21 protein-coding genes and 1 tRNA gene are annotated in these 20,729 nt (G+C 70.6%); 11 read left to right on the top strand and 11 right to left on the bottom strand.

Annotated features, from left to right (window positions below):
* Position 1: 1 nt before the first annotated feature.
* The 4 genes from AC3ENX_RS01965 to hemL all read left to right on the top strand — a co-directional run bounded on the left by AC3ENX_RS01965 (position 2) and on the right by hemL (position 4,729).
* Positions 2–1,234: a protoporphyrinogen/coproporphyrinogen oxidase gene (locus AC3ENX_RS01965; protein ID WP_434810159.1), complete on the top strand. Its 1,233-nt coding sequence runs from the start codon at positions 2–4 to the stop codon at positions 1,232–1,234.
* Positions 1,235–1,525: 291 nt separating this feature from the next.
* On the top strand, positions 1,526–2,455 hold the full coding sequence (gene hemC / locus AC3ENX_RS01960; RefSeq protein WP_434810158.1) for a hydroxymethylbilane synthase: 930 nt from the start codon (positions 1,526–1,528) through the stop codon (positions 2,453–2,455).
* 1 nt (position 2,456) lies between these two features.
* A complete protein-coding gene (gene hemB, locus AC3ENX_RS01955) occupies positions 2,457–3,422 on the top strand; it encodes a porphobilinogen synthase (protein ID WP_434810157.1) in 966 nt (321 codons plus the stop codon).
* The gene (hemL, locus tag AC3ENX_RS01950; protein ID WP_434810156.1) at positions 3,410–4,729 is read left to right on the top strand and encodes a glutamate-1-semialdehyde 2,1-aminomutase; all 1,320 of its coding nucleotides are present in this window, start codon (positions 3,410–3,412) and stop codon (positions 4,727–4,729) included. Before hemB ends, hemL begins: the two co-directional genes overlap by 13 nt.
* A 112-nt stretch (positions 4,730–4,841) precedes the next feature.
* Here the strand turns inward: hemL and AC3ENX_RS01945 are convergent, their stop codons facing one another.
* The 8 genes from AC3ENX_RS01945 to galU form a co-directional block, all read right to left on the bottom strand.
* Positions 4,842–6,119: a DUF6895 family protein gene (locus AC3ENX_RS01945; RefSeq protein WP_434810155.1), complete on the bottom strand. Its 1,278-nt coding sequence runs from the start codon at positions 6,117–6,119 to the stop codon at positions 4,842–4,844.
* Entirely contained in the window at positions 6,116–6,373 is a 258-nt protein-coding gene (locus tag AC3ENX_RS01940; RefSeq protein ID WP_434810154.1) for a hypothetical protein, read from the bottom strand. Before AC3ENX_RS01940 ends, AC3ENX_RS01945 begins: the two co-directional genes overlap by 4 nt.
* A gap of 111 nt (positions 6,374–6,484) precedes the next feature.
* A complete protein-coding gene (msrA, locus tag AC3ENX_RS01935; protein WP_434810153.1) occupies positions 6,485–7,033 on the bottom strand; it encodes a peptide-methionine (S)-S-oxide reductase MsrA in 549 nt (182 codons plus the stop codon).
* Between the two features lie 49 nt (positions 7,034–7,082).
* Entirely contained in the window at positions 7,083–7,556 is a 474-nt protein-coding gene (locus tag AC3ENX_RS01930) for a magnetosome magnetite crystal formation protein family (RefSeq protein ID WP_434810152.1), read from the bottom strand.
* A gap of 76 nt (positions 7,557–7,632) precedes the next feature.
* Positions 7,633–7,708 (bottom strand) — tRNA-Ala (locus AC3ENX_RS01925).
* A gap of 52 nt (positions 7,709–7,760) precedes the next feature.
* On the bottom strand, positions 7,761–8,711 hold the full coding sequence (locus tag AC3ENX_RS01920; protein WP_434810151.1) for a large exoprotein: 951 nt from the start codon (positions 8,709–8,711) through the stop codon (positions 7,761–7,763).
* A gap of 92 nt (positions 8,712–8,803) precedes the next feature.
* On the bottom strand, positions 8,804–9,433 hold the full coding sequence (locus tag AC3ENX_RS01915) for a GNAT family N-acetyltransferase (RefSeq protein ID WP_434810150.1): 630 nt from the start codon (positions 9,431–9,433) through the stop codon (positions 8,804–8,806).
* A gap of 37 nt (positions 9,434–9,470) precedes the next feature.
* Positions 9,471–10,349 (bottom strand): UTP--glucose-1-phosphate uridylyltransferase GalU, encoded by an 879-nt coding sequence (galU, locus tag AC3ENX_RS01910; RefSeq protein WP_434810149.1) that lies wholly within the window; start codon positions 10,347–10,349, stop codon positions 9,471–9,473.
* A 90-nt stretch (positions 10,350–10,439) separates the two neighbouring features.
* Between galU and AC3ENX_RS01905 the strand changes: the two genes are divergently transcribed.
* The 3 genes from AC3ENX_RS01905 to mscL are packed head-to-tail and all read left to right on the top strand — an operon-like array spanning position 10,440 to position 11,823.
* Positions 10,440–11,033: a 5-formyltetrahydrofolate cyclo-ligase gene (locus AC3ENX_RS01905; protein ID WP_434810148.1), complete on the top strand. Its 594-nt coding sequence runs from the start codon at positions 10,440–10,442 to the stop codon at positions 11,031–11,033.
* A gap of 15 nt (positions 11,034–11,048) precedes the next feature.
* Complete coding sequence (locus AC3ENX_RS01900) at positions 11,049–11,360, top strand: FmdB family zinc ribbon protein (RefSeq protein ID WP_434810147.1); 312 nt, start codon at positions 11,049–11,051, stop codon at positions 11,358–11,360.
* Positions 11,361–11,415: 55 nt separating this feature from the next.
* On the top strand, positions 11,416–11,823 hold the full coding sequence (gene mscL, locus AC3ENX_RS01895) for a large conductance mechanosensitive channel protein MscL (RefSeq protein WP_434810146.1): 408 nt from the start codon (positions 11,416–11,418) through the stop codon (positions 11,821–11,823).
* 249 nt (positions 11,824–12,072) lie between these two features.
* Here mscL and AC3ENX_RS01890 read toward each other — a convergent pair whose 3' ends face one another.
* Positions 12,073–15,714, bottom strand: a complete 3,642-nt coding sequence (locus AC3ENX_RS01890) for an AAA family ATPase (protein ID WP_434810374.1) — start codon at positions 15,712–15,714, stop codon at positions 12,073–12,075.
* Positions 15,715–15,959: 245 nt separating this feature from the next.
* On the opposite strand from AC3ENX_RS01890, the gene AC3ENX_RS01885 reads away from it, so the two are divergent.
* Positions 15,960–16,517 (top strand): methylated-DNA--[protein]-cysteine S-methyltransferase, encoded by a 558-nt coding sequence (locus tag AC3ENX_RS01885; protein ID WP_434810145.1) that lies wholly within the window; start codon positions 15,960–15,962, stop codon positions 16,515–16,517.
* 80 nt (positions 16,518–16,597) lie between these two features.
* Here the strand turns inward: AC3ENX_RS01885 and AC3ENX_RS01880 are convergent, their stop codons facing one another.
* Positions 16,598–18,208 carry a solute symporter family protein gene (locus tag AC3ENX_RS01880; protein ID WP_434810144.1) on the bottom strand — a complete coding sequence of 537 codons (1,611 nt, stop codon included), beginning with the start codon at positions 18,206–18,208 and terminating at the stop codon, positions 16,598–16,600.
* Positions 18,205–18,549 (bottom strand): DUF485 domain-containing protein, encoded by a 345-nt coding sequence (locus AC3ENX_RS01875; protein ID WP_434810143.1) that lies wholly within the window; start codon positions 18,547–18,549, stop codon positions 18,205–18,207. The genes AC3ENX_RS01880 and AC3ENX_RS01875 overlap by 4 nt, the downstream gene beginning before the upstream one ends.
* A 113-nt stretch (positions 18,550–18,662) precedes the next feature.
* Between AC3ENX_RS01875 and AC3ENX_RS01870 the strand changes: the two genes are divergently transcribed.
* The 3 genes from AC3ENX_RS01870 (at position 18,663) to AC3ENX_RS01860 (ending at position 20,701) form a co-directional block, all read left to right on the top strand.
* Entirely contained in the window at positions 18,663–19,520 is an 858-nt protein-coding gene (locus AC3ENX_RS01870; RefSeq protein WP_434810142.1) for a LuxR C-terminal-related transcriptional regulator, read from the top strand.
* Positions 19,521–19,746: 226 nt separating this feature from the next.
* On the top strand, positions 19,747–20,109 hold the full coding sequence (locus AC3ENX_RS01865) for a histone-like nucleoid-structuring protein Lsr2 (protein ID WP_434810141.1): 363 nt from the start codon (positions 19,747–19,749) through the stop codon (positions 20,107–20,109).
* Positions 20,110–20,140: 31 nt separating this feature from the next.
* Positions 20,141–20,701: an NADPH-dependent FMN reductase gene (locus AC3ENX_RS01860; protein ID WP_434810140.1), complete on the top strand. Its 561-nt coding sequence runs from the start codon at positions 20,141–20,143 to the stop codon at positions 20,699–20,701.
* The last annotated feature ends 28 nt before the right edge of the window (positions 20,702–20,729 follow it).

Here is a 20,729-nt window from a genome sequence, read left to right as displayed (position 1 = left end):
GGTGGGCGCAGTGCACGCGGACTTCGAGGTCATCGGCGGCGGTGTCGCCGGGCTCGTGACGGCGCGGGCGCTCGCCCGTGCTGGCGCGTCGGTCGTGCTGCACGAGGCCACCGATCGCCTCGGCGGCCCCGTCGCCGCCCACGAGGTCGCAGGCCTGGTGCTGGATGCCGGTGCCGAGAGCTTCGCGGTGCGTGGCGGGACGGTCGCGGCGCTCCTGGGCGAACTCGGTCTCGGCGACGACATCGTCGCGCCGCGGCCGGGACCCGCCTGGCTGCAACCGGCGGCCGGCGACGCGGTGCAGCTGCCGGCGACGGGTCTGCTCGGCATCCCCGTCGACCCGCTCGCGTCCGACGTGATCGCGGTGATCGGCGCGGATGCCGCGGCTCGCGCGGCGGCGTGGGATGCCGAGCCCGCAACCGACGAGCTGCCCGAATCTCTCGGCGAGCTCGTGCGGCAGCGCATGGGCGCCGACCTGCTCGACCGACTCGTCGCACCCGTCGTGCACGGCGTGCACTCGCTCCACCCCGACGAGCTGGCCGTCGCGCGCGCGCACCCCGGGCTGCCCGCCGCCCTCGCCGAGCACGGCCGCCTCGGCCCCGCCATCGCCGCCGTCCGCGCCGCGGCGCCCCCGGGATCGGCCGTCGCCGGCATCCGCGGCGGCATGCACCGACTCATCACCGCCCTCGCGGATGACGCGCGCCAGACGGGTGTGGAGATCCGTCTCAAATCCCGCGTCGACGACCCCACCGCGGTGGCCGGTCGCGCGATCGTCGCCGCGCCCGGGGTCGCCGCGCCGGCGGCACCCGGCCGGCGGATCGTGCTCGCGACGCTCGTCGTCGACGCGTCGTGGCTCGACGCGGCACCCCGCGGGTCTGGGCTGCTCGTCGCGCACGGGGCCCCCGGCATCCAGGCGCGGGCCCTCACCCATGCGACGACGAAGTGGGCGTGGCTGCGTGAGGCCGCGGGTGACCGGCACGTCGTGCGCCTGTCGTACGACGTCGAGCCCACGGGCCTCGAGGCTGTGGCGCGCGCCGACGCCGAAGCGTTGCTGGGCGGTCGATTCGACGCGGTCGACGGTTTCGCCCGCATCGAGTGGACCCGCCCGGCACCGGCCCCGGCATCCACCCTCCCCACGGCATCCGCCCTCCCCACGGTCGGCGAAACCGTCGCCGGCTCCGGCTTGGCCGGCATCATCGCGCACGCCCACCGCACCGTCATGGGCCTGCTCGTCTGACGCAACGCCGACTGCTCACCTGTCACAATCCACGCCCCGCGACCCGCGATCGTGACAGCTGAGCGGCACCGTGCTCTGCTCACCTGTCACAATCCACGCCCCGCGACCCGCGATCGTGACAGCTGAGCGGCACCGTGCCCCGCTCACCTGTCACAATCCACGCCCCGCGACCGCCGAACGTGACAGGCGAGCGGGCGGCGCCGCGCGCGAAGAGCGGCGGTGGGCCGCGGCGCCGGCCCGCCAGGCGCCGCCCGGTTTGCCGCCGCTCCCGCACCGGGGGAGGATGGATGCATGCACTCTGCTCCCCTGCGCATCGGCACCCGGGGCAGCGCCCTCGCCCTCACCCAGACGGGGCACGTCGCTGACGCGATCACGGCCGCGACGGGGCGCGCGACCGAGCTGATCACGATCACGACGCACGGCGACCGCTCCCGCGAGCCCCTCTCGAGGGCCGGCGGCACGGGGCTGTTCACGGGCGCCCTGCGCGACGCGCTCGAAGCGGGCGACGTCGACGTCATCGTCCACTCCTTCAAGGACCTGCCGACCGCGCCGCATCCGGCGTTCTCGGTCGCCGCCGTTCCCGCCCGCGAAGACGCACGCGATGCGCTTTGCGCCCGCGACGGCCTCACCCTCGACACCCTGCCGCCCGGCGCCCGCGTCGGCACCGGCTCGCCCCGCCGCGCCGCGCAGCTGCGCGCCAAGCGTCCTGACGTCGAGGTCGTCGACATCCGCGGCAACGTCGGCACCCGGCTCGCGTTCGTCGCCGACGGTGAACTGGATGCCGTGATCCTCGCCGCCGCCGGCCTCAGCCGCCTCGGCGAGACCGACGTGGTCACCGAATACCTCGACCTCGACGCGTGGCCCACCGCCCCGGCGCAGGGTGCGCTCGCGATCGAGGTGCGCCGCGGCGAGGAGCCCCTCGTCCGCGCGATCGACCACACCCCCACTCGCGCCGCAGCCGAAGCCGAGCGCGGCGTGCTCGCCCGACTGGAGGCGGGCTGCTCGGCACCGGTCGGCGCGCACGCGCTCATCGAGGATGAGCTGCTGTTCCTCTCCGCCCGCGTCTACAGCCACGACGGCACGACGGTGCTCACGGCATCCCACGCCGCTGCGTGGCCCGACCGCGACGCCCCGGCCGAGCTCGCCGTGCGTGCCGCTGACGAACTGCTCGCCGCGGGCGCCGCCGCACTCACGACTGCACCGAACACAACCGAGGCCTGACATGATCGACCGTCCCCGGCGCCTGCGCGCCACCCCCGCCATGCGGCGCCTCACCGCGGAGCACCGCCTGCACCCCGCCGACCTCATCCTGCCGATGTTCATCCGCGAGGGGGCGAGCGAGCCGGTGCCGATCTCGTCGATGCCGGGCGTCGTGCAGCACTCCCTCGACTCGTTCAAGCGGGCGATCACGGATGCCGCAGCTGCGGGCGTCGGCGGCATCATGCTGTTCGGGGTGCCCGAGCACAAAGATGCGACCGGGTCGGGTGCGACCGACCCCGGCGGCATCCTGAACGTCGCGACCCGGGTCGCGGTCGCCGAGGCGGGCGGCGCGCTCGTCGTGCAGACCGACCTGTGCCTGGATGAGTTCACCGACCACGGCCACTGCGGTGTGCTCGACGCCGACGGCCGCATCGACAACGACGCATCGCTCGTGCGCTACCGCGACATGGCGCTCGCACAGGCCGACGCCGGCTCCGAGCTGCTCGGCCTGTCGGGCATGATGGACGGCCAGGTCGCCGCCGTGCGCGACGCGCTGGAGGAGGCGGGCCACACCGACACCGCGATCCTCGGCTACGCGGCCAAGTACGCGTCGGCGTTCTACGGCCCGTTCCGCGAGGCGGTGCAGTCTTCGCTGGAGGGCGACCGCCGTACGTACCAGATGGACCCGGCGAACCGCCGCGAGGGGCTGCGCGAGATCGAACTCGACGTCGCCGAGGGTGCGGATGTCGTGATGGTCAAGCCTGCGATGAGCTACCTCGACGTGCTCGCCGACGCCGCTGCAGCCTCCCCCGTGCCGGTGTGGGCGTACCAGGTGTCGGGCGAATACGCGATGATCGAGGCCGCTGCCGCGCACGGCTGGATCGACCGCCGCCGGGCGATCGAGGAGTCGGTGCTCGGCATCAAGCGCGCGGGGGCCGATGCCGTGCTGACCTACTGGGCGACCGAGATTGCGGGATGGCTGCGATGACCACGAACGCCGAAGAATTCGCCCGCGCCCGCCAGGCCATGCCCGGCGGCGTCAACTCCCCCGTTCGCGCGTTCGGCTCGGTCGGCGCCGACCCCCGGTTCTTCACCTCCGCCCGCGGCGCGTACGTCACCGACGTTGAGGGTCGCGAATACGTCGACCTCGTCGGCTCGTGGGGCCCCGCGATTCTCGGGCACGCGCACCCGGCCGTCGTGGATGCCGTGCAGCAGGCAGCGGCCCACGGCCTCGGGTTCGGGGCCTCTACGCCGGGCGAGACGCAGCTGGCCGAGCTCATTCGCGCCCGGCTCGACCGCGACGGCGCCCGCCCGGTTGAGAAGCTCCGACTCGTCTCCACCGGCACCGAAGCCACCATGACGGCGCTCCGGCTCGCACGCGGCGCGACCGGTCGCGACCTTATCGTGAAGTTCGCCGGCCACTACCACGGCCACTCTGACGGGCTGCTGGCCGAGGCCGGCTCCGGGGTCGCGACCCTCGCGATGCCCGGTTCCGCCGGTGTCCCCGCCGCTGTCGCCGCGCAGACGCTCGTCCTGCCGTACAACGACCTCGACGCCGTGCGTGAGACCTTCGCGGCCCGCGGCGGCGAGATCGCCGCAGTCATCGTCGAAGCCGCGGCCGCCAACATGGGGCTCGTGCCGCCGGACGCCGGGTTCAACGCGGCCCTCGCCGATATCGTGCACGCCCACGGTGCGCTGCTGATCCTCGACGAGGTGCTCACCGGGTTCCGCGTGTCGTCCGCCGGCTGGTGGGGCATCGACCCGGTGGCGTTCACCCCCGACATCCTCACGTTCGGCAAGGTCGTCGGCGGCGGCCTGCCGCTTGCAGCCTTGGGCGGACGCGCCGAGCTGATGGACCTGCTCGCCCCGCTCGGCCCGGTGTACCAGGCGGGCACGCTCAGCGGCAATCCGCTCGCCGTCGCGGCGGGCCTCGCGACGCTGCAGCACCTCAACACCGATGCGTACGCCGTCATCGACGCGGCATCCGTCACTGTCGCCGACGCCGCCTCCACCGCGTTGACCGCCGAGGGCGTGGCCCACAGCATCCAGCGCGCCGGCAACCTGTTCTCGATCGCGTTCAGCGCCGACCCGCCGCGCGACTACGCGCAGGTGAAGGCGCAGGACGCGTTCCGCTACCCGCCGTTCTTCCGCGCGATGCTCGATGCCGGCGTCTCCCTGCCGCCGTCGGTGTTCGAGGCGTGGTTCCTCTCGGCATCCCACGACGACGGCGCCGTCGAGCGCATCCTCGACGCACTGCCCGCCGCGGCCCGGGCTGCGGCCGCCGCGTCGGCGTGAGGCGCGCGGAGAGCCCAGCCACGTCACACGACTGCGCCACATTCCGTCACCTGCGCCACCGATCGATGGCGCGGATGCCGCGAATTGGCGCAGTCGTGGGATCGCGACGCCGCTACGGCTCTCCCGCGAACCGCGCGGCGCCCGAAAGCGCGCCCATGAGGTCGACGGCCATCGCGCCGACCGGCCCGAGCGCGATGCCCTGACGCTCCGCGAGCGCCAGGAGTCGCTGGATCGACGGCGCGTCGGCGTTCCGAACGGCTCGCAGCAGCCCGAGTCTGACCAGCGCCGGCCCCAGCGCGGCACGTTCGGCGGGGTCGAGCTTCGCGAACTCGTCAGGCCAGTGCGCACCGTTGGGCGCCAGCAACGCGAAGACCTCGTCTGCGACGGCGGCACTCCCGGCATCCGCGCTGATCCGGCGGACGGGCGTCGCCCCGTCCCGCAGGCTGACGGCGCACAGCAGGCCCATCACGAGGGCCGTGTGGTACGACATCGCCCGGGCATACCGGGTCTGCTCGGCCGGTGCGAGCGCATCGAGACGATCGAGGTCGAGGTTGAAGCAGGGCAGCACGCCGACGGCATCCTCTGCCGCGGTGAGCACCCGCCACGCGAAGCGGGCCGTCGCCGACCACGGCTGCCGCAACATGGGCCAGGCGGTGAGGAGTTCTGCCACGAGGTCGTAGTCGGCGGCATCCAGATAGCGCAGCACGAGCGCGTCGACATCGCGCAGCAGCTCGTCGACGCGCCTGCCGAGGACGACCCCGGGCTCTCGGCCGAAGTCGGTCACGTAGAAGATCAGGTGGGTGAGGCCGTAGGCGAACTCGCGGGAGTGATCGGCGAGGTCGAACGGCTTCGAGAACGGGCCGTGCGGATCGACGAAGGCAGCGTCGGCGCCGGACCAGCGCCGGGCGATCCAGGCCCGCTCGGCCATGACGGGCTGCGGCGCTTCGCACGAGAACCGCAAGAGCCGCTCGAACCGCGGTGCCGCGACAGCGTCGAACGCGTCGTGCGGCAGGCCGAGCTCGCGCAGCAGCACGTGAGGCACCACGCGCTTGGTGACGCGAAACGGGTGCACGAGCAGATCCGCGAGCGCCTCGTCGGAGCGCGCAAGCGGCCCGAGAGCCGAGGTCAGTCTCGCCACCCTTGCGGCCACGCGTGGGTCGTCGGTCGACGTACCCGCCGCGTAGGCGAGCATCGCGGCCTCGGCCACGACCTTCTCGGGCCCGAACCCGAGCTCGGGGTGGACGGGGTCTTCGTAGCCGTCGTGACCGAACGCCTCGACGACGGTGAGTGCCAGGTCGAGGGCACGCAGCACCCGACGCAGCAGGTCGTCGACCGGCCACACGGCGGCATCCGTCGCGTGGCCGGCCGACAGTGTCGATGCTGCGGTCACTGCTGCCGCGTGACGTCGAGCACGTCCGAGATGCGCGCGATGTCGCGCAGCCCGATGACCTTGTCGAGGTCGCGCGCCGTCAGCATGCAGGCCAGCAGGTTGTAACGCCCGACCAGCACGCCGTGCAGCCCGTCGTCCTGCTGAGCGAGCACCGGCCCGATCTCGGCGAAGAACTTGCCTGCGGCGTTGAAGTCGATCGCCCCTGAATCTGCGAAGCGCTGCGCGATCTCATCGTGTGTGATGCGGTCAGCCATCGTGTCCCCCTTGTGTCGCGCCTTTCGGCGTGCGCCGGCCCAGCACCGGCGCACAAGGGAGGAGGGCGCGACACCGTGCGCTGATACCACGCACGGCATCGCGCCGAACCGTCAGGCCGACGCGGCCTCGTCGCGGGCGGGCAGCACCCAGCCGGGGCGCACGAAGTGGCACGTGTAGCCGTTGGGGATGCGCTGCAGGTAGTCCTGGTGCTCGGGCTCTGCCTCCCAGAACGGGCCGGATGCCTCGATCGTGGTGACGACGGGCGCCGGCCACAGCCCCGACGCGTCGACGTCGGCGATCGTGTCGCGGGCGACGGCGGCCTGCTCCGGTGTCGTCGGGAAGATCGCCGACCGGTAGCTCGTGCCGATGTCGTTGCCCTGACGGTTCAGCGTCGACGGGTCGTGGATCTGGAAGAAGAACGACAGGATGTCGCGGTACGTCGTCTGCGACGGATCGAAGACGATCTCGACCGCCTCGGCGTGGCCGGCATGGTTGCGGTAGGTGGCGTGGTCGTTCTGGCCGCCGGTGTAGCCGACGCGCGTCTGCAGGACGCCGGGCTGGCGGCGGATGAGCTCCTCGACGCCCCAGAAGCAGCCGCCCGCGAGCACTGCGGTCTCGGCGCCGTCGACGGTGGTGATGGTTCCGGTGTCGGTGGTCATGGCTTCATTCTCCTCGTTGTCACGAGGTATAGCGCTGACGGATTGCGTCTCATTCCGTGTCGGGGGTCTGCACGACCCGGAGGTACGGGATCGCGATCCACGAGCCGAAGACACGGCCTCGGCGTGCGAGCAGGATGCCGGCGATCGTGACGGCGAGGTGGATGCCGAAGAGCGCCGCACCGGCGGCGAGCGGCAGCAGCGGTGCCCAGCTGGGTTCGGGGTGGTCGCCGTGCACCGCGAAGTTCACGATGACCCAGATGCACAGCGCCGAGAGGACCGTCAGCACCGTGAGCCCCCAGTTGGCGGCGTTTCGGGCGTTGCGGGCCACGACGGTGTTCACCCGCTTCTTGATCGACCGGTACGACGCGAGCATCGCGACGGCGGCGATCACGAGCCCCACGACCGGGATCGGGATGAGGGCGAGCAAGCCGAGCGCCCACGACCCCTGCCCCGTCTCGGGGCGGCGCGGCGGCAACGGCGCCGACAGGATCGATTCGGTCGCGGTGGGTGCGGGCTCGCTCATCTCGGCCGATCCTACCGACCCGCATCAGGGCATCGAAGGAGGACGCAGAAAACCCCCGGCGAGCGGGGGTTTTCGGTGGTGGACCTGAGGGGATTCGAACCCCTGACCTCTTCATTGCGAACGAAGCGCGCTACCAACTGCGCCACAGGCCCGGACAACCCCACAACACTATCACGCGCATGACGGGCATCCGCGCGAACGGGGTCACATTCCGGCGGCGCGGCGCTCCAACAGGTCACGCACGTGCGCCTCGATGACCGAGTCGTCGGCGGCGGCCGTCACGGCTGCGGGCGCCTGCTCGGGGCGGGCGCGGCGGGCGGTGTCGATCGACGGCGGACGGTTCTGCTCGGCGCGGGCGCGCATCGCGTCGTCGAGGGCCACGCGGCGCAGCGCCTCGCGGGCGGCGGCCTGGTCGAGCACGGCGGCGGCGCGCGAACCGCTCGACGAGGCGAGCGGGCGCGGCAGCGGACGGGGCGTCCACGAGGCGCGCGGGTCGGAGACCTCGAGATCTTGGATGTCGGCGGCGATGCGCTCGGCGACGATCGGCGCGGCGACGCGTGCGGCGGCCTGCCGCTGCACGGTCGACATGCGACGCAGGGCGAGACCTGCAAGCGCGGCGACGGCGACCCCGGTCCAGAGCACGAGCTGCGCTCCCCCGGTGACGACGATGATCCCGCCCCAGACCCCGACGGCGGCACCGACGACACCGACAAGCGTCGCCACGAGCCGCACGCGTCGGCGGGTGCGTGCGCGGCGGGCGGCGGGAAGGGCCCGGGCGGCGGCTTCGTCGACGCGTGCCTGCTCACGGCGGGCGGCGGCTTCGGCGATCGCGGCGGCGGCCTGGGCGCGGGCGGTGGCCCGCTCGGTCTCAGCCTCGGCGCGCGAGGTCTGCAGCTGCGCCTCGTGCCGCTCGGTCTGCACCTGCTTGGCGAGCTTCTGCTGCGCGTGCGCGGTGCGGGCGTTCAGTTCGAAACGCACCTCGTCGGGGGTCTCGCTCGTCTCGGCGAGCACCCGCAGCGCCTGGTTGAGGCGCACGGCGTTGCGTTCGGCGGCCTCGTACTGGTGACGGCCGTGCCACGACGGCAGCAGGTACACGAGCCAGAGCGCCACCGCGACGAGCACGATCACACCACCGCCGAGCACCTGTCCGTCCATGGCGATAACGCTACGTCCCGACGTGTCCGCATCCGCGGCGCCACACCGCGTGTCTGACGTTCGAGTTGAACTCGAACCTTCACCGGTGCCGGTCAGATCGCCAGGCGGTCACCGGGCGGGATGGATGCGGCATCCGGCGGCACCTGTCCACTCACCCACCGGCCGAGCACCCCGTTCGGCACCTCTTCGCGCACGAGCGCGAACGCGTAGTGGTCGCGCCAGTCGCCGTCAATGTGGATGTAGCGACGGCGCAGGCCTTCGTAGCGGAAGCCGAGCTTCTCGACCACGCGCAGGCTGGCACGGTTCTCAGGACGGATGCAGATCTCCATGCGGTGGATGCGCATCTCGTTGAAGCAGAGGTCGGTCGCGAGCGCCACACTCACCGGCGTGATCTGGTGACCGGCGAACCGTTCGCTCACCCAGTACCCGATCGTGGCGGATGCCAGGGACCCGCGCGCGATGCCCCACACGTTGAGCTGCCCCGCGATCTCGCCCTCGTACTCCATGACGAGCGGCACGCCGCCACCGTCGCGGTACTGCTGCAGCAGTCGCCGGACGCCCGCGCGCATGTCGAACGAGACCGCGCCGTCGGGGTTGGTCGCCTCCCATGGCCGCAGCCAGGTGCGGTTGCTGAGCAGTTCGTTCTGCAGCGTGCGTGCGTCGCGCTGCCGCACGAGCCGGATCGAGATGGGGCCGTGCCGTCGGGGTACCGTCAGGTCCATCCGATCCCCTTCGAGCCGTGGCCGCATCGCGGCGGCGTCAGATTTCGGCCGCGAAGTCCTTCAGCCAGGGACGCAGGTCGGTGCCGAGGTCCTCGCGGTCCACGGCCAGCTGCACGATGGCCTTGATGTAGTCCAGCCTATCGCCGGTGTCGTACCGGCGGCCACGGAAGACGACGCCCAAAACGCCACTCGTCGTCGCAAGTTCCTGCAGCGCATCGGTGAGCTGGATCTCGCCGCCACGGCCGGGTTCGGTGCGCTCGAGCACCTCGAACACGTCGGGGGTGAGGACGTACCGGCCGATGACGGCGTAGTTGGAGGGAGCGTCCTCCTTTTTGGGCTTTTCGACGAGACCGGTGACCTTGACGACATCGGGGTTGTCGGTCGGCTCGACCGCCGCCGCGCCGTACATGTGGATGTTGTCGGGGTCGACCTCCATGAGGGCGACGACGGTGAGGCCGGTGCGCTCGTTCTCGTCGATCATGGTCGTGAGCAGTTCGTCGCGCTCGTCGATGAGGTCGTCACCGAGCATGACGGCGAAGGTCGCATCGCCGACGTGGCCCTTGGCGCGCAGCACGGCGTGGCCGAGCCCCTTGGGCTCGCCCTGACGCACGAAGTGGATGTCGGCGAGTTCGCTGGAGGCCTGCACGCGGCGCAGCCGGTCGAGGTCGCCCTTGTTGGTGAGGTTGTGCTCCAGTTCGGGCACCGAGTCGAAGTGGTTCGAGATGTTGTTCTTGTTGCGCCCGAGGATGATGAGGATGTCATCGATGTTCGCCGAGACGGCCTCTTCGACGACGTACTGGATGGCCGGCTTGTCGACGACCGGCAACATCTCCTTCGGCATCGCCTTGGTCGCGGGGAGGAACCGCGTCCCCAATCCTGCGGCGGGAATGACGGCCTTGATTCGCTTCTGGGGCATGGCGCTACCCTATCCACTCGATGTAACGCGTTCGTGAACGAGACGGCATACGAGTCGGGGGCGCGCCTGTAGCCCGCCTACAATCGACGCATGACCGGCGACATCGATGGTGCGAAGCGCGCATTGCGCGCCGACCTGCGGGAACGTCGCCAACAGCGCTCGGAACTGGCCCTCGAAGAAGCCGCCGCTGGGCTGAAGACCCAGCTCGACGCACTCGTCGATGCGCACGCCGCCCGTTCGATCTCGTGCTTCCTGTCGTCGCCGACCGAACCGGGCACACGCGAGTTCATCGCGGCGGCAACGGCCCGCGGCATCCGCGTGCTGCTGCCGATCACGCGCGCCGACGGCCTGCTCGACTGGGCGGTCGCCGAGCGCGACGGCGGCGAGGTGCAGGGCCTGGCCGGCGTGCCCGAGCCCGACAGCGAGGTGCTGAGCCCGCTCGCGCTCGACGACGTCGACCTGCTCGTGATTCCGGCCGCCGCCGTCGACCGCACCGGGATGCGGTTGGGCTGGGGCCGCGGCTACTTCGACAAGACCCTCGGCTCGATGCAGAGGCGCCCGCCCGTCTATGCCGTCATCTTCGACTCCGAGCTGCTGGACGAGGTCCCCCGCGACCTGCACGACCAGCCGGTGAACGGCGTCGTCACCCCCACCCGAACCCTCACGCTCGCCGACGCGACCTGATCCTTCAGAGGTCTCATGCCTACCTACGCCTATGCCTGCACGCAGTGCGGTCACGCTTTCGACGCCGTCCAGTCCTTCTCGGACGCCTCCCTCACCGAGTGCCCGCAGTGCGGCGGCCTGCTGCGCAAGCAGTACGGCTCGATCGGGGTCACCTTCAACGGGTCGGGCTTCTACCGCACCGATTCCCGCGGTGGATCGAGCGGCGGATCAGGAAGCGGCGCGGGCACCGGTTCGAGCAAAAACGGCACGCCTTCTGGTGAAAAGTCCAGTTCTTCGCCATCATCGAAGCCCGAGGCGACCGCCTCCCCCGCATCCGCGGGAACCTGACCCGGCGACCAGCCGGTATCCCCCCGGCTGCGGCCGGAGCACACAAGGAGGCGCCATGATCCAGGGCTTCAAGGACTTCATTCTTCGCGGCAACGTCATCGACCTCGCGGTCGCCGTCGTCATCGGTGGTGCCTTCACGGCCATCGTCAACGCGGTCGTCGCGAGCATCATCACGCCGCTCGTCGCACTGTTCTACGCACCGAGCGAAGACGGCACGGTCGGTCCGACCTTCATCGGCATCTACGGCCAGGAGGTCACCTTCCCGCTCGGCGACCTGATCACGGCGATCATCAGCTTCCTCGCCGTCGCGCTCGTCGTCTACTTCGCGTTCGTCATGCCGATGAACAAGTGGAAGGAACGCCAGGCTGCGAAGGCCGGCATCGTCGAGGAGGAGCCCGCTCCCACCGAGCAGGAGTTGCTGGTGCAGATCCGCGACCTGCTCGAGAAGAACAAGGCCGTCTGACCAGACGCACCGACTGCTCAGTAGTGGGGCGGAACCTCGTTCCGCATCCGCTCGTCATTCGGACCGGATGCCCCGGCTCCCCGCACCGCGGGAGTCGGGGCATTCGTCTGTCCCGGCGCGGCCGCAGGCGTGGGCGTGGATGCTGCCCGTCGCGCGCGTTCGTCGACGGGCGCGGGCTCGGCACTGGTGCCGGGTGCGGGCGTCAGCTGTGCGCGACGCGAACCCGCGACCCGCACGATGCGCTGACGGTCATTCGGTGACATCGATGGGCTGGGTGGCCGTGTCGGCGATCGGCGTCTGCGGCTCGATGCCGAGGATCGCGGCGACCCGCGACGCGACACCGGCCGGGTCACTGTAGAGGTCGAATGCGTGCACGCGCACGTAGTGCCAGCCCAGGCGGCGAAGGATCTGCGGGCGCAGGCGCAGCGATTCGCGCAGCGATTCGCCGGTCGCTTCGGGGTCGGACTCGACGACGACCGCCTTGCCGCGGTACTGCGCGACCAGCGGCAGCAACCCGCGGTAGTCGACATCGACCGAGGCCCCGAGCCCGCGCAGGTGCTGTGCGAGCGTAAGGGTGAGCGGGTCGGCGAGGTCTTCGAGGCGGGCCTCGCGGGCGCGGGCGGCGATGCCGCCGAGGATGCCCATGAGGGTGGAGGCGCCGTAATCGAGGCGCCCCTCATCGAACGCGGACGGGCGGATCGACGAGACGATCACCATCGAGCGGCGGGCGCGGGTCATGCCGACCGTGAGCAGCCGTTCGCCGTCGGGGGTCGACAGGTCGCCGAAGTCACTGAGCACGCGGCCGTGCTTGGTGAGGCCGAATCCGAGCGAGAAGATGACGCGGTCGCGGCTTTCGGCGACCGATTCTTCGAGGCCGAGGACGGCGAACGGTTCGGCGGTGTCACGACCGACGAAGTCGGCGACGTCGGAGCGGCCCGCGAAGGCTGCGTCGACGGCGGCGCGCACACGCGCTGCGTGTTTGGTCGAGGCGGTGACGACCATGAGCGATTCGGTCGGGCGGTTGACGGCGTGCTCGACGACGAGGTTGACGACGCGGGCGACCTCGGCATCCGGGCTTTCGACGGCACCCGTGACGGGGTCGGGTGCGCCGGTGCCGCCTTCGACGTAGTCGACGCTGAGGCTGCCGCGGCCGAGGTACGAGCCGGCCCACGGCAGCGAGACGATATTGCCGTCGTAGAAAGCGTCGTTGACGAGTTCGGCGAGATCTTCGCCGCCGGCACGGTAGCTGCGGGTGAGGGTCTCGACGGGCACGAGGTGCGAGAGGCGTTCGAAGACGCTCTCTTCGTCGGGTTCGATCTCGGGCTCGTCTTCGTTCGGCTCGACGTGCCCCGCCGCGACGCGGAACGGGGTCGGCTTCTGCGTGACGGGGTCGCCGAACAACACGACCTGCTCGGCGCGGCGCAGTGCGGGCGCGGCCTCTGCCAGGCACAGAGCGCCGGCGTCGGCGATGATGACGACGTCGAAGCGGGGCTGCGACGGAATCTGCCACACCTCGTAGGGCGAGGCGAGCCACACCGGCGCGAGGGTGCGCAGCAGGGTGGGCGCCGAGCCGATGAGTTCTGCGGGTGTCGCGGTGCCCCCGCGCAGGAGCTTTTTGAGGGCGTTCGCTTCACCGGCTTCGTCGACGATCGCGATCTTCCACCGCTTCGCGAGCTCTGATGCCAGCAGCGGCCCCGACGAGGCCGCGTGGGCTTCGTCGACGAGGCGGAAGTCGCGCTCGAGCCGGTCGACGACCGACGTATTGGCACCGAGCAGGGCGCGGTCGCCCCGCAGCATGGCTTCGAGCGCCGACTGCCACCAGGCGAACTCGAACTCGGTCGCGACCTGGTCCTCTGGCACGTGCCGCACCGACAGTTCGGTGAGCAGGCCCTCGAGCCCGAGGTCGGCGAGCTGGGTGCGCAGCGAGGCTCGCTCGACGAGATTGTCGAACACGTCGGATTCCGCGGCAAGGCCCGCGAGGGTGCGTAGCAGCTGCGGAATCGGCAGGCTCGCCAGGGGCACGGTGCGTCCGAGGGCGGCATCCAATTGGGCGAGGTCGCCGTCGACGCGCTGCCAGGCGTTGGCGACCTCGTCGAGGCCGATCGGGATCTCGGGCATGACGCCGGGTTCGACGAACTGCTGCCACTGCGCGCGCTGCTGCTGCACGCGCAGCAGCGATTCGTGCATGTCGGTGACGTGCATGCCGGGGCGCACGTACTCCTTCGACAGGCGCTTGAGGCGGCGACGGTTGGCGCCCGTCATGTTGGGTGCGTCGCGGCGGTGACCGTGCGCGTCGATGAGTTCGCCGAGGGGGCGTTCGAACACGGTGAGGCTGAACCGGTCGAGCGAGGCGCGGATGCCCTGCAGCAGGTGCACGTAGCCGCCGAGTTCGCTGACCGTCGTGAACGGGCGCATGCGGGTCTGCCCGATGAGTTCGTACCCGCGTTCGAGCACCCCCGGCACCGAGCTGCGGTGCAGGCGACCGGCCAGGGCGTGGGTGGCCTTGGCCTCTTCGGTCGTCGCGAACGCGACGCCGTACCAGGGCGAGTCGTCGGGGCCGAAGCGGAACTCGCCGAGGCGGGCTGCGGTCGCAAGCGCGGTCGCGGCTTCGGTGCGGCGGGTCGACAGGGTCTGCAGCGTCGAGCTGTCGAAGCGGGTCGCGGCTGCGGGCTGCGGGTCGCGGCGCGCGATCGTCGCGAGGGTGCGCACCGCTTCGAGCGGCGAGACGCCGATCTGGGGATGCGGCTGCGTGAGCGCGCCGCGGTAGTCGCGCAGCACGGTGCGAAGCCGCAGCAACGCGTCGTCGACTTCGCCGACCTTGGGCGGTGTGGCCTTCTCATTGCGCGCGATGGCGCGAATGAGGTCGCGGGCGGTCTGCGACGGCGAAACGGCGAGGCCTGCCAGGCCGATGCCGCTGAGGCGGTGCCGCACGCCCTCGAGGGTGGAGCGTCGGGCGCTCACGACGAGCACGCGCTTGCCGGCGCGGACGAGTTCGCCGACCGCATTGATGACGGTCTGCGTGCCGCCGGTGCCCGGCAGGGTGCGCACGACGAGCGATTGGCCGGCGACGATGCGGGCGAGCACCGCTTCTTGTTCGGCGTCGGCATCGAGCAGCAGCCGGTCGGATGCCGGGGGCCGTTCGTCGGCCGACAGCGGCTCCGAAGAGCGCACGACGGTCGAGACCCGTTCGCGGTCGGCTTCGTGACCGGCGAGGGCGTTGAGCACGGGGTGGTCAAGGTCGGCGAGGTCGCGTTCGGTGCGCGAGGCGACGTCGGCGAAGGTCGAGACCGCCAGGCGCGGCTGCACCGAGAACGACTCGATGTGCGAGGTGAGGGCCCGCAGGTGGTCGATGACCGGTTGCGGCTTGAAGACGTTCTCGTCGTAGGCGAGCGCGGCGAGCGCGCGGCCGTCGAGGTCGATGCCGTAGTGCACGCGCACGGCTTCGACGAGTTCGGGGTTGATGGTGAACGCGCCGCGCAGCTTGAGATCGAAGTCGGCGTGGTGGCGGCGGATCGCGAGGGGACGCAGCAGCACGGGCGCGGTGTAGGAGACGCCGCCGACGCGCCAGGCGGCGATGCCGACGGCGAGGTGCACCGTATCGAGCCCGCGTGCGGTGCGCAGTTCGACGTCTTTCGCGGCGATGCGTTCGGCGGCCATGCGGGCGGAGCGCAGGGCGACCTCGTCGCGGAACAGGTTCGACAGCAGCGTCGAGCGGCCGGTGATGAACTGCGGCAGGCTGCCGGGGTGGGCGGTCGTGATGTCGATGCCGGCGTCGCCCGCGTCGCTGTAGTGCAGCAGCGTGGAGCGGCCACCCAGGTGCGCGGCTTCGAGTCGCAGGCGGGTGCGCTCGGGTTCGGCGACGTGTGCGACGTGCACGTCGGGTTCAGCCATGTCGAGGTCTCCGGGGGTCACTGAGCGAGCGTGCTCGGCCTCATTCGGGTCGGGCACGGCTTCGCCTTCTGCTCGCCACACACGAGACAGCGTAGGTCGACCGCCTGTCGTTTGCCCGGAGAACGGCAGGGTTTCGCACGATTCACCGCCTCGCCGCCTCCTCCACAGCCGCCCGATCCGGCCTGTTGTCCCCACCTGTCACACCAGTCACAGCGAAGGTCTGCGGCGACCAGCAGGATTGAGCCATGACCGACGCCTTCCACACCGTGCATGAGACCCCGATCGGCGACGCCCTCGTCGTGGTGACGGATGCCGGACTCGTCGCCCTGCACGTGCTCGACGGCCCGGACGATGACGAACTGGCATCCCTCAGCGTGCTGCTGGGCGCGGTCCCCCGCTCGGATGCCGCGGCCACCGCCGCCGTGTGCGAGCAGCTCGATGAGTACTTCGACGGCGAGCGCACCGACTTCGACCTCGCCGTGGACTGGCGGCTCGTCGACGGGTTCACCCGCGCGGCGTTGCAGGCGGTGCGCGAGATTCCGTACGGCCAGACGGCGTCGTACGGCGAGGTGGCGATCATGGCCGGATCCCCCGGCGCACACCGCGCGGCGGGGTCGGCGTGCGCGAAGACGCCGATCTCGATCGTGGTGCCGGCGCATCGCGTCGTGCGATCGGACGGGTCGATCGGCGAGTACGGCGGTCACCCCGAGATCAAGCGGTTCCTGCTCGACCTGGAGGCCAGGGTGGCAGAGGCCAAGGTCGCGACACCGCCGGTCGAAGCACAGACGTCCGGCGGCGAGTAGGCCGCCGCCGGCACAACAAGGCGCGGCCCCGAACCTCCCGCAGTGGAGTGGTCCGGGGCCGCGCCGCGTGCGGCATCCGATCAGTGTTCGGTGGCCTTCTCGGCGCCGTAGCCGGTGAGGGAGCGCACCTCCATCTCGGCGGCTTTGACCGGGTCCTCCTTCTTCTTGGCGGTGACCGACCCGAGCCAGCCGAGGAAGAACCCGAGCGGGATCGACACGATGCCCGGGTTGTTCATCGGCCAGATGGCGGTGCCGACGTTGCGGAACACGCTCGTCTCGGTGCCCCAGAACACGGGCGAGAGCACGATGAGGATGACGGCTGCGGCCAGTCCGCCGTACATGCTCCACACCGCGCCGCGGGTGGTGAACCCGCGCCAGAACAGCGAGTAGATGATCGTCGGCAGGTTCGCGGAGGCGGCGACCGCGAAGGCGAGCGCCACGAGGAACGCGACGTTCTGCCCCTGCACGCCGATGCCGCCGAGAATCGCGAGCACACCGATGACGATCACTGTGCGACGGGCGACCTTCACTTCACCGTCGGGCGGCACGTTGCCCTTCTTCACGACGTTCGCGTAGATGTCGTGCGCGAACGAGGCTGCCGCCGTGATGGTGAGGCCTGCGACGACCGCCAGGATCGTGGCGAACGCGACGGCGGAGATGAATCCGAGCAGCAGCGGTCCGCCGAGGGCGTTGGCCAGCAGCGGGGCTGCCGAGTTCACACCGCCGGGGGCGGCTTTGATGACCTCGGGGCCGACGAGGGCGCCTGCGCCGTAGCCGAGCACGAGGGTCAGCAGGTAGAACAGGCCGATCAGCCAGATCGCCCATACGACCGAGCGACGTGCTTCTTTCGCTGTCGGGACGGTGTAGAAGCGCATCAGCACGTGCGGGAGACCCGCGGTGCCGAGCACGAGCGCGAGGGCGAGCGAGATGAAGTCCCATGGGTTCGCGCCGTACTGCAGGCCCGGGCCGAGGATCGCGTCCTGCGGGTCGGCGGAGGCTGCCGCGACGGCCGACTCGAGCAGGGTGTTGAGGTTGAACCCGTTGATCGCGAGCACCCAGATCGTCATCGCGAGGGCGCCGCCGATGAGCAGGAACGCCTTCACGATCTGCACCCAGGTGGTGCCCTTCATGCCGCCGATGAGCACGTAGACGATCATCAGCACGCCGACGACGGCGACGACGAGGGACTGCCCGATCTGGTCGCTGATGCCGAGCAGCAGCGAGACGAGCCCGCCGGCGCCTGCCATCTGGGCGAGCAGGTAGAAGAAGCAGACCGCGAGGGTCGTGATGGCCGCGGCCATCCGCACCGGTCCCTGCTTGAGGCGGAACGAGAGTACGTCGGCCATCGTGAACTTGCCGGTGTTGCGCATGAGCTCGGCGACCAGCAGCAGGGCGACGAGCCAGGCGACGAGGAATCCGATGGAGTAGAGGAATCCGTCGTAGCCGTTGATGGCGATCGCGCCGACGATGCCGAGGAACGATGCGGCCGACAGGTAGTCGCCTGAGATCGCGAAGCCGTTCTGCGGGCCGGTGAACGAGCGGCCGGCGGCGTAGTAGTCGGCGGCGGTCTTGTTGTTGCGGCTGGCGCGGATGACGATGAACAGCGTCACGGCGACGAACGCGCCGAAGATCGTGATGTTCAGGATGGGGTTGTTCTCGACGGTGGATGCCGCCGCTGCGAGCGTCGTCATGCGGTGGGCTCCTTCGCTTCGAGCTCGTCGCGGATCTCGGAGGAGATCGGGTCGAGTTTGCGGTTGGCGAAGGCGACGTAGCCCATCGTGATCGCGAAGGTGGTCACGAACTGGCCGAGGCCGAGCAGCAGGCCGATCGTGATGTCACCGCTGACGCGGGTCGCCATGAACTCGGGGGCGAATGATGAGAGCAGCACGTAGGTGAAGTACCAGACCAGGAACGCGACGGTCATGGGCCAGACGAAGCTGCGGTGTTTGCGTTTGAGTTCTTGGAACCGGGGGGATTCTTCGACCTCGACGTAGTCGATCGCGCCCGTGGGGGCGGAGTGCGATCCGGACATGTGGCCTCCTTGCCTCATGAGATCTCGCGCACGCCGACGCTGGCGGACGCGATGGTACCGTTGACGATACGAGTGGGGGCGTCGTAGGAGTCACCCCCGGAAGTAGGTACGCGATGGCGACGAGCGGCCTCGCATCCGATGCCGACCTGCTGGCCCGCGCTGTCGGCGCGATGGCCACCCGCACCGGTTTTCCGGTCGCGTTCGGCGGATTCGAGCACGATGACACCGTTGAGGTGACGTCGGTCGCCGGTGCCCGCACGCCGTACATCGACGGCCTCGTGGTGCATGCCACGCGTGGCCTGGGCGGTCGGGCGCTCGTGGAGCACCGCCCGCGCCTGGCGCTCGATTACAAGTCTTCGCGGCACATCACGCACGACTATGACCGCGCGATTCTCGGTGAGGGCATCTCGACGCTGTTCGCGGTGCCCGTGATGGTGGCGGGGCGCGCCCGCGGCGTGCTGTACGCCGGTGCGTGGGGTCAGACGCAGTTGGGTGATCAGGCGGCGCGCAGCGCGCTGTCGGTCGCGTCGGACTTCGCGGTCGAGTTGCGGGTGCGCGATGAGGTGCAGCGCCGGTTGGCGCTCGTCTCCCCCGCGGCGCCCGCACAGACGGTGCTACCCGGTTCGACGCAGGAGTCGCTGCGCGAGCTGTTCGCAGAGTTGCGTGGCATCTCTGCCGATGTGCGGGATGCCGGCATCCGTGCGCGCCTGCAGCGTTTGGAGCGCCGCATGGCGGGGCTCACGCAGGAGGAGCCGCCGGCCGATGAGCTGCTCGATGTGCGGTTGTCGCCGCGCGAGGTGGATGTGCTGGCGTGTGCTGCGCTCGGTTCGACGAATGCCGAGATCGCCGCGACGCTCGTGCTGCGCGAGGGCACCGTGAAGTCGTACCTGCAGTCCGCGATGTCGAAGCTTGACGCCTCGACCCGCCACGCCGCCGTCGCCAAGGCCCGCCGCGCCGGCCTCCTCCCTTAACCGGTCGTTGAGCGCTCGAAGCGAGACGAAACGCCCCACCCCCGGTGGTCGAGTGCCGCAGCGAAGCTGCGGTGTATCGAGACCCACCCCCCCCCGCGCCGCGCTGGACTTCCGGTGGTCGAGTGCCGCAGCGAAGCTGCGGTGTATCGAGACCCACACCCCCCACGCCCTGCCCGTTGAGCGAGCGAAGCGAGACGAAACGCCCCACGATCAGTAGTCTCAGAAAATGGCCCGCAGAATCGTGCATCAGCTCGTCGACGACCTCGATGGGACCGTGCTGGAGGTCGGTGAGGGTGAGACGGTGTTGTTCTCGCTCGATGGCACCGCGTTCGAGATCGACTTGACGGATGAGAACGCCGCGTCGTTCCGTGACGCGCTCCAGCCGTATATCTCCGCCGCGCGCCGTGTCTCAGCATCCCGCCCATCGACACCGCGAGCATCCGGTTCGGGCAGTGGCCGGGTCCAACGCCGCGCCGGCCAGCGCGATTACGCGCCGATCCGCGTGTGGGCGGCGGAGAACGGCTACACCGTGTCTGAGCGGGGACGGGTTCCGGCGGCGGTGCTCGAGGCGTACGACGCGGCGCACTGACACCGGCGGGCGCGTGTGCCACGATCGGAACATGACACGCATCATGGTGATCACGGCATCCGTTCGTCCGGTTCGTCTCGGTGAGCCGATCACCCGGTGGGTGCTCGATCGCCTGGCAGAGCGTGACGATGTCGAGGTCGATCACGTCGATCTGCGCGAGTTGGCGCTGCCGTTCATGGATGAGCCGAAGCATCCGAGCACCCACGAGTACACGAAGCCGCACACGATCGCGTGGAGCGAGCGTGTGTCGAAGGCGGATGCCGTGATCGCCGTGACGCCCGAATACAACCACTCGTACGCGCCCGCGCTGAAGAACGCGATCGACTACCTCGCTCGCGAGTGGAAGCGGATGCCGATCGGCTTCGTCAGCTACGGCGGGCTCTCAGGCGGCACCCGCGGCGTCGTCGGGATGCTACCCGTGCTCGCCGTGCTCGGCATGGTCAAGACCATGCGCAGCGTCGAGCTGCCATTCGCCGCGAAGCAGGTCGTGGACGGGGTGTTTCAGGCCGAGGCGCGACAGGATGAGTCGCTGGATGGGGTGGTTGAGGAGTTGGTGGGGCTCGTCGAGACGCTGCTCGCGGCCCGCTCGTAGGCACAACGCGTCGGCATCTCGAACGAGG

The organism is Microbacterium sp. bgisy189, from assembly GCF_057707225.1.
This window is presented reverse-complemented; position numbering and strand designations above follow the sequence as displayed.

Coding starts and splice junctions, on each gene's coding strand:
- AC3ENX_RS01875 (WP_434810143.1), bottom strand. CDS start 18,549: ATGTCCGGATCGCACTCCGCCCCCACGGGCGCGATCGACTACGTCGAG.
- mscL (WP_434810146.1), top strand. CDS start 11,416: ATGATCCAGGGCTTCAAGGACTTCATTCTTCGCGGCAACGTCATCGAC.
- galU (WP_434810149.1), bottom strand. CDS start 10,349: ATGCCCCAGAAGCGAATCAAGGCCGTCATTCCCGCCGCAGGATTGGGG.
- AC3ENX_RS01930 (WP_434810152.1), bottom strand. CDS start 7,556: ATGAGCGAGCCCGCACCCACCGCGACCGAATCGATCCTGTCGGCGCCG.
- AC3ENX_RS01880 (WP_434810144.1), bottom strand. CDS start 18,208: ATGACGACGCTCGCAGCGGCGGCATCCACCGTCGAGAACAACCCCATC.
- AC3ENX_RS01900 (WP_434810147.1), top strand. CDS start 11,049: ATGCCTACCTACGCCTATGCCTGCACGCAGTGCGGTCACGCTTTCGAC.
- AC3ENX_RS01890 (WP_434810374.1), bottom strand. CDS start 15,714: ATGGCTGAACCCGACGTGCACGTCGCACACGTCGCCGAACCCGAGCGC.
- AC3ENX_RS01870 (WP_434810142.1), top strand. CDS start 18,663: ATGGCGACGAGCGGCCTCGCATCCGATGCCGACCTGCTGGCCCGCGCT.
- msrA (WP_434810153.1), bottom strand. CDS start 7,033: ATGACCACCGACACCGGAACCATCACCACCGTCGACGGCGCCGAGACC.
- AC3ENX_RS01905 (WP_434810148.1), top strand. CDS start 10,440: ATGACCGGCGACATCGATGGTGCGAAGCGCGCATTGCGCGCCGACCTG.
- AC3ENX_RS01860 (WP_434810140.1), top strand. CDS start 20,141: ATGACACGCATCATGGTGATCACGGCATCCGTTCGTCCGGTTCGTCTC.
- AC3ENX_RS01915 (WP_434810150.1), bottom strand. CDS start 9,433: ATGGACCTGACGGTACCCCGACGGCACGGCCCCATCTCGATCCGGCTC.
- AC3ENX_RS01865 (WP_434810141.1), top strand. CDS start 19,747: ATGGCCCGCAGAATCGTGCATCAGCTCGTCGACGACCTCGATGGGACC.
- AC3ENX_RS01885 (WP_434810145.1), top strand. CDS start 15,960: ATGACCGACGCCTTCCACACCGTGCATGAGACCCCGATCGGCGACGCC.
- AC3ENX_RS01940 (WP_434810154.1), bottom strand. CDS start 6,373: ATGGCTGACCGCATCACACACGATGAGATCGCGCAGCGCTTCGCAGAT.
- hemB (WP_434810157.1), top strand. CDS start 2,457: ATGATCGACCGTCCCCGGCGCCTGCGCGCCACCCCCGCCATGCGGCGC.
- hemC (WP_434810158.1), top strand. CDS start 1,526: ATGCACTCTGCTCCCCTGCGCATCGGCACCCGGGGCAGCGCCCTCGCC.
- hemL (WP_434810156.1), top strand. CDS start 3,410: ATGGCTGCGATGACCACGAACGCCGAAGAATTCGCCCGCGCCCGCCAG.
- AC3ENX_RS01920 (WP_434810151.1), bottom strand. CDS start 8,711: ATGGACGGACAGGTGCTCGGCGGTGGTGTGATCGTGCTCGTCGCGGTG.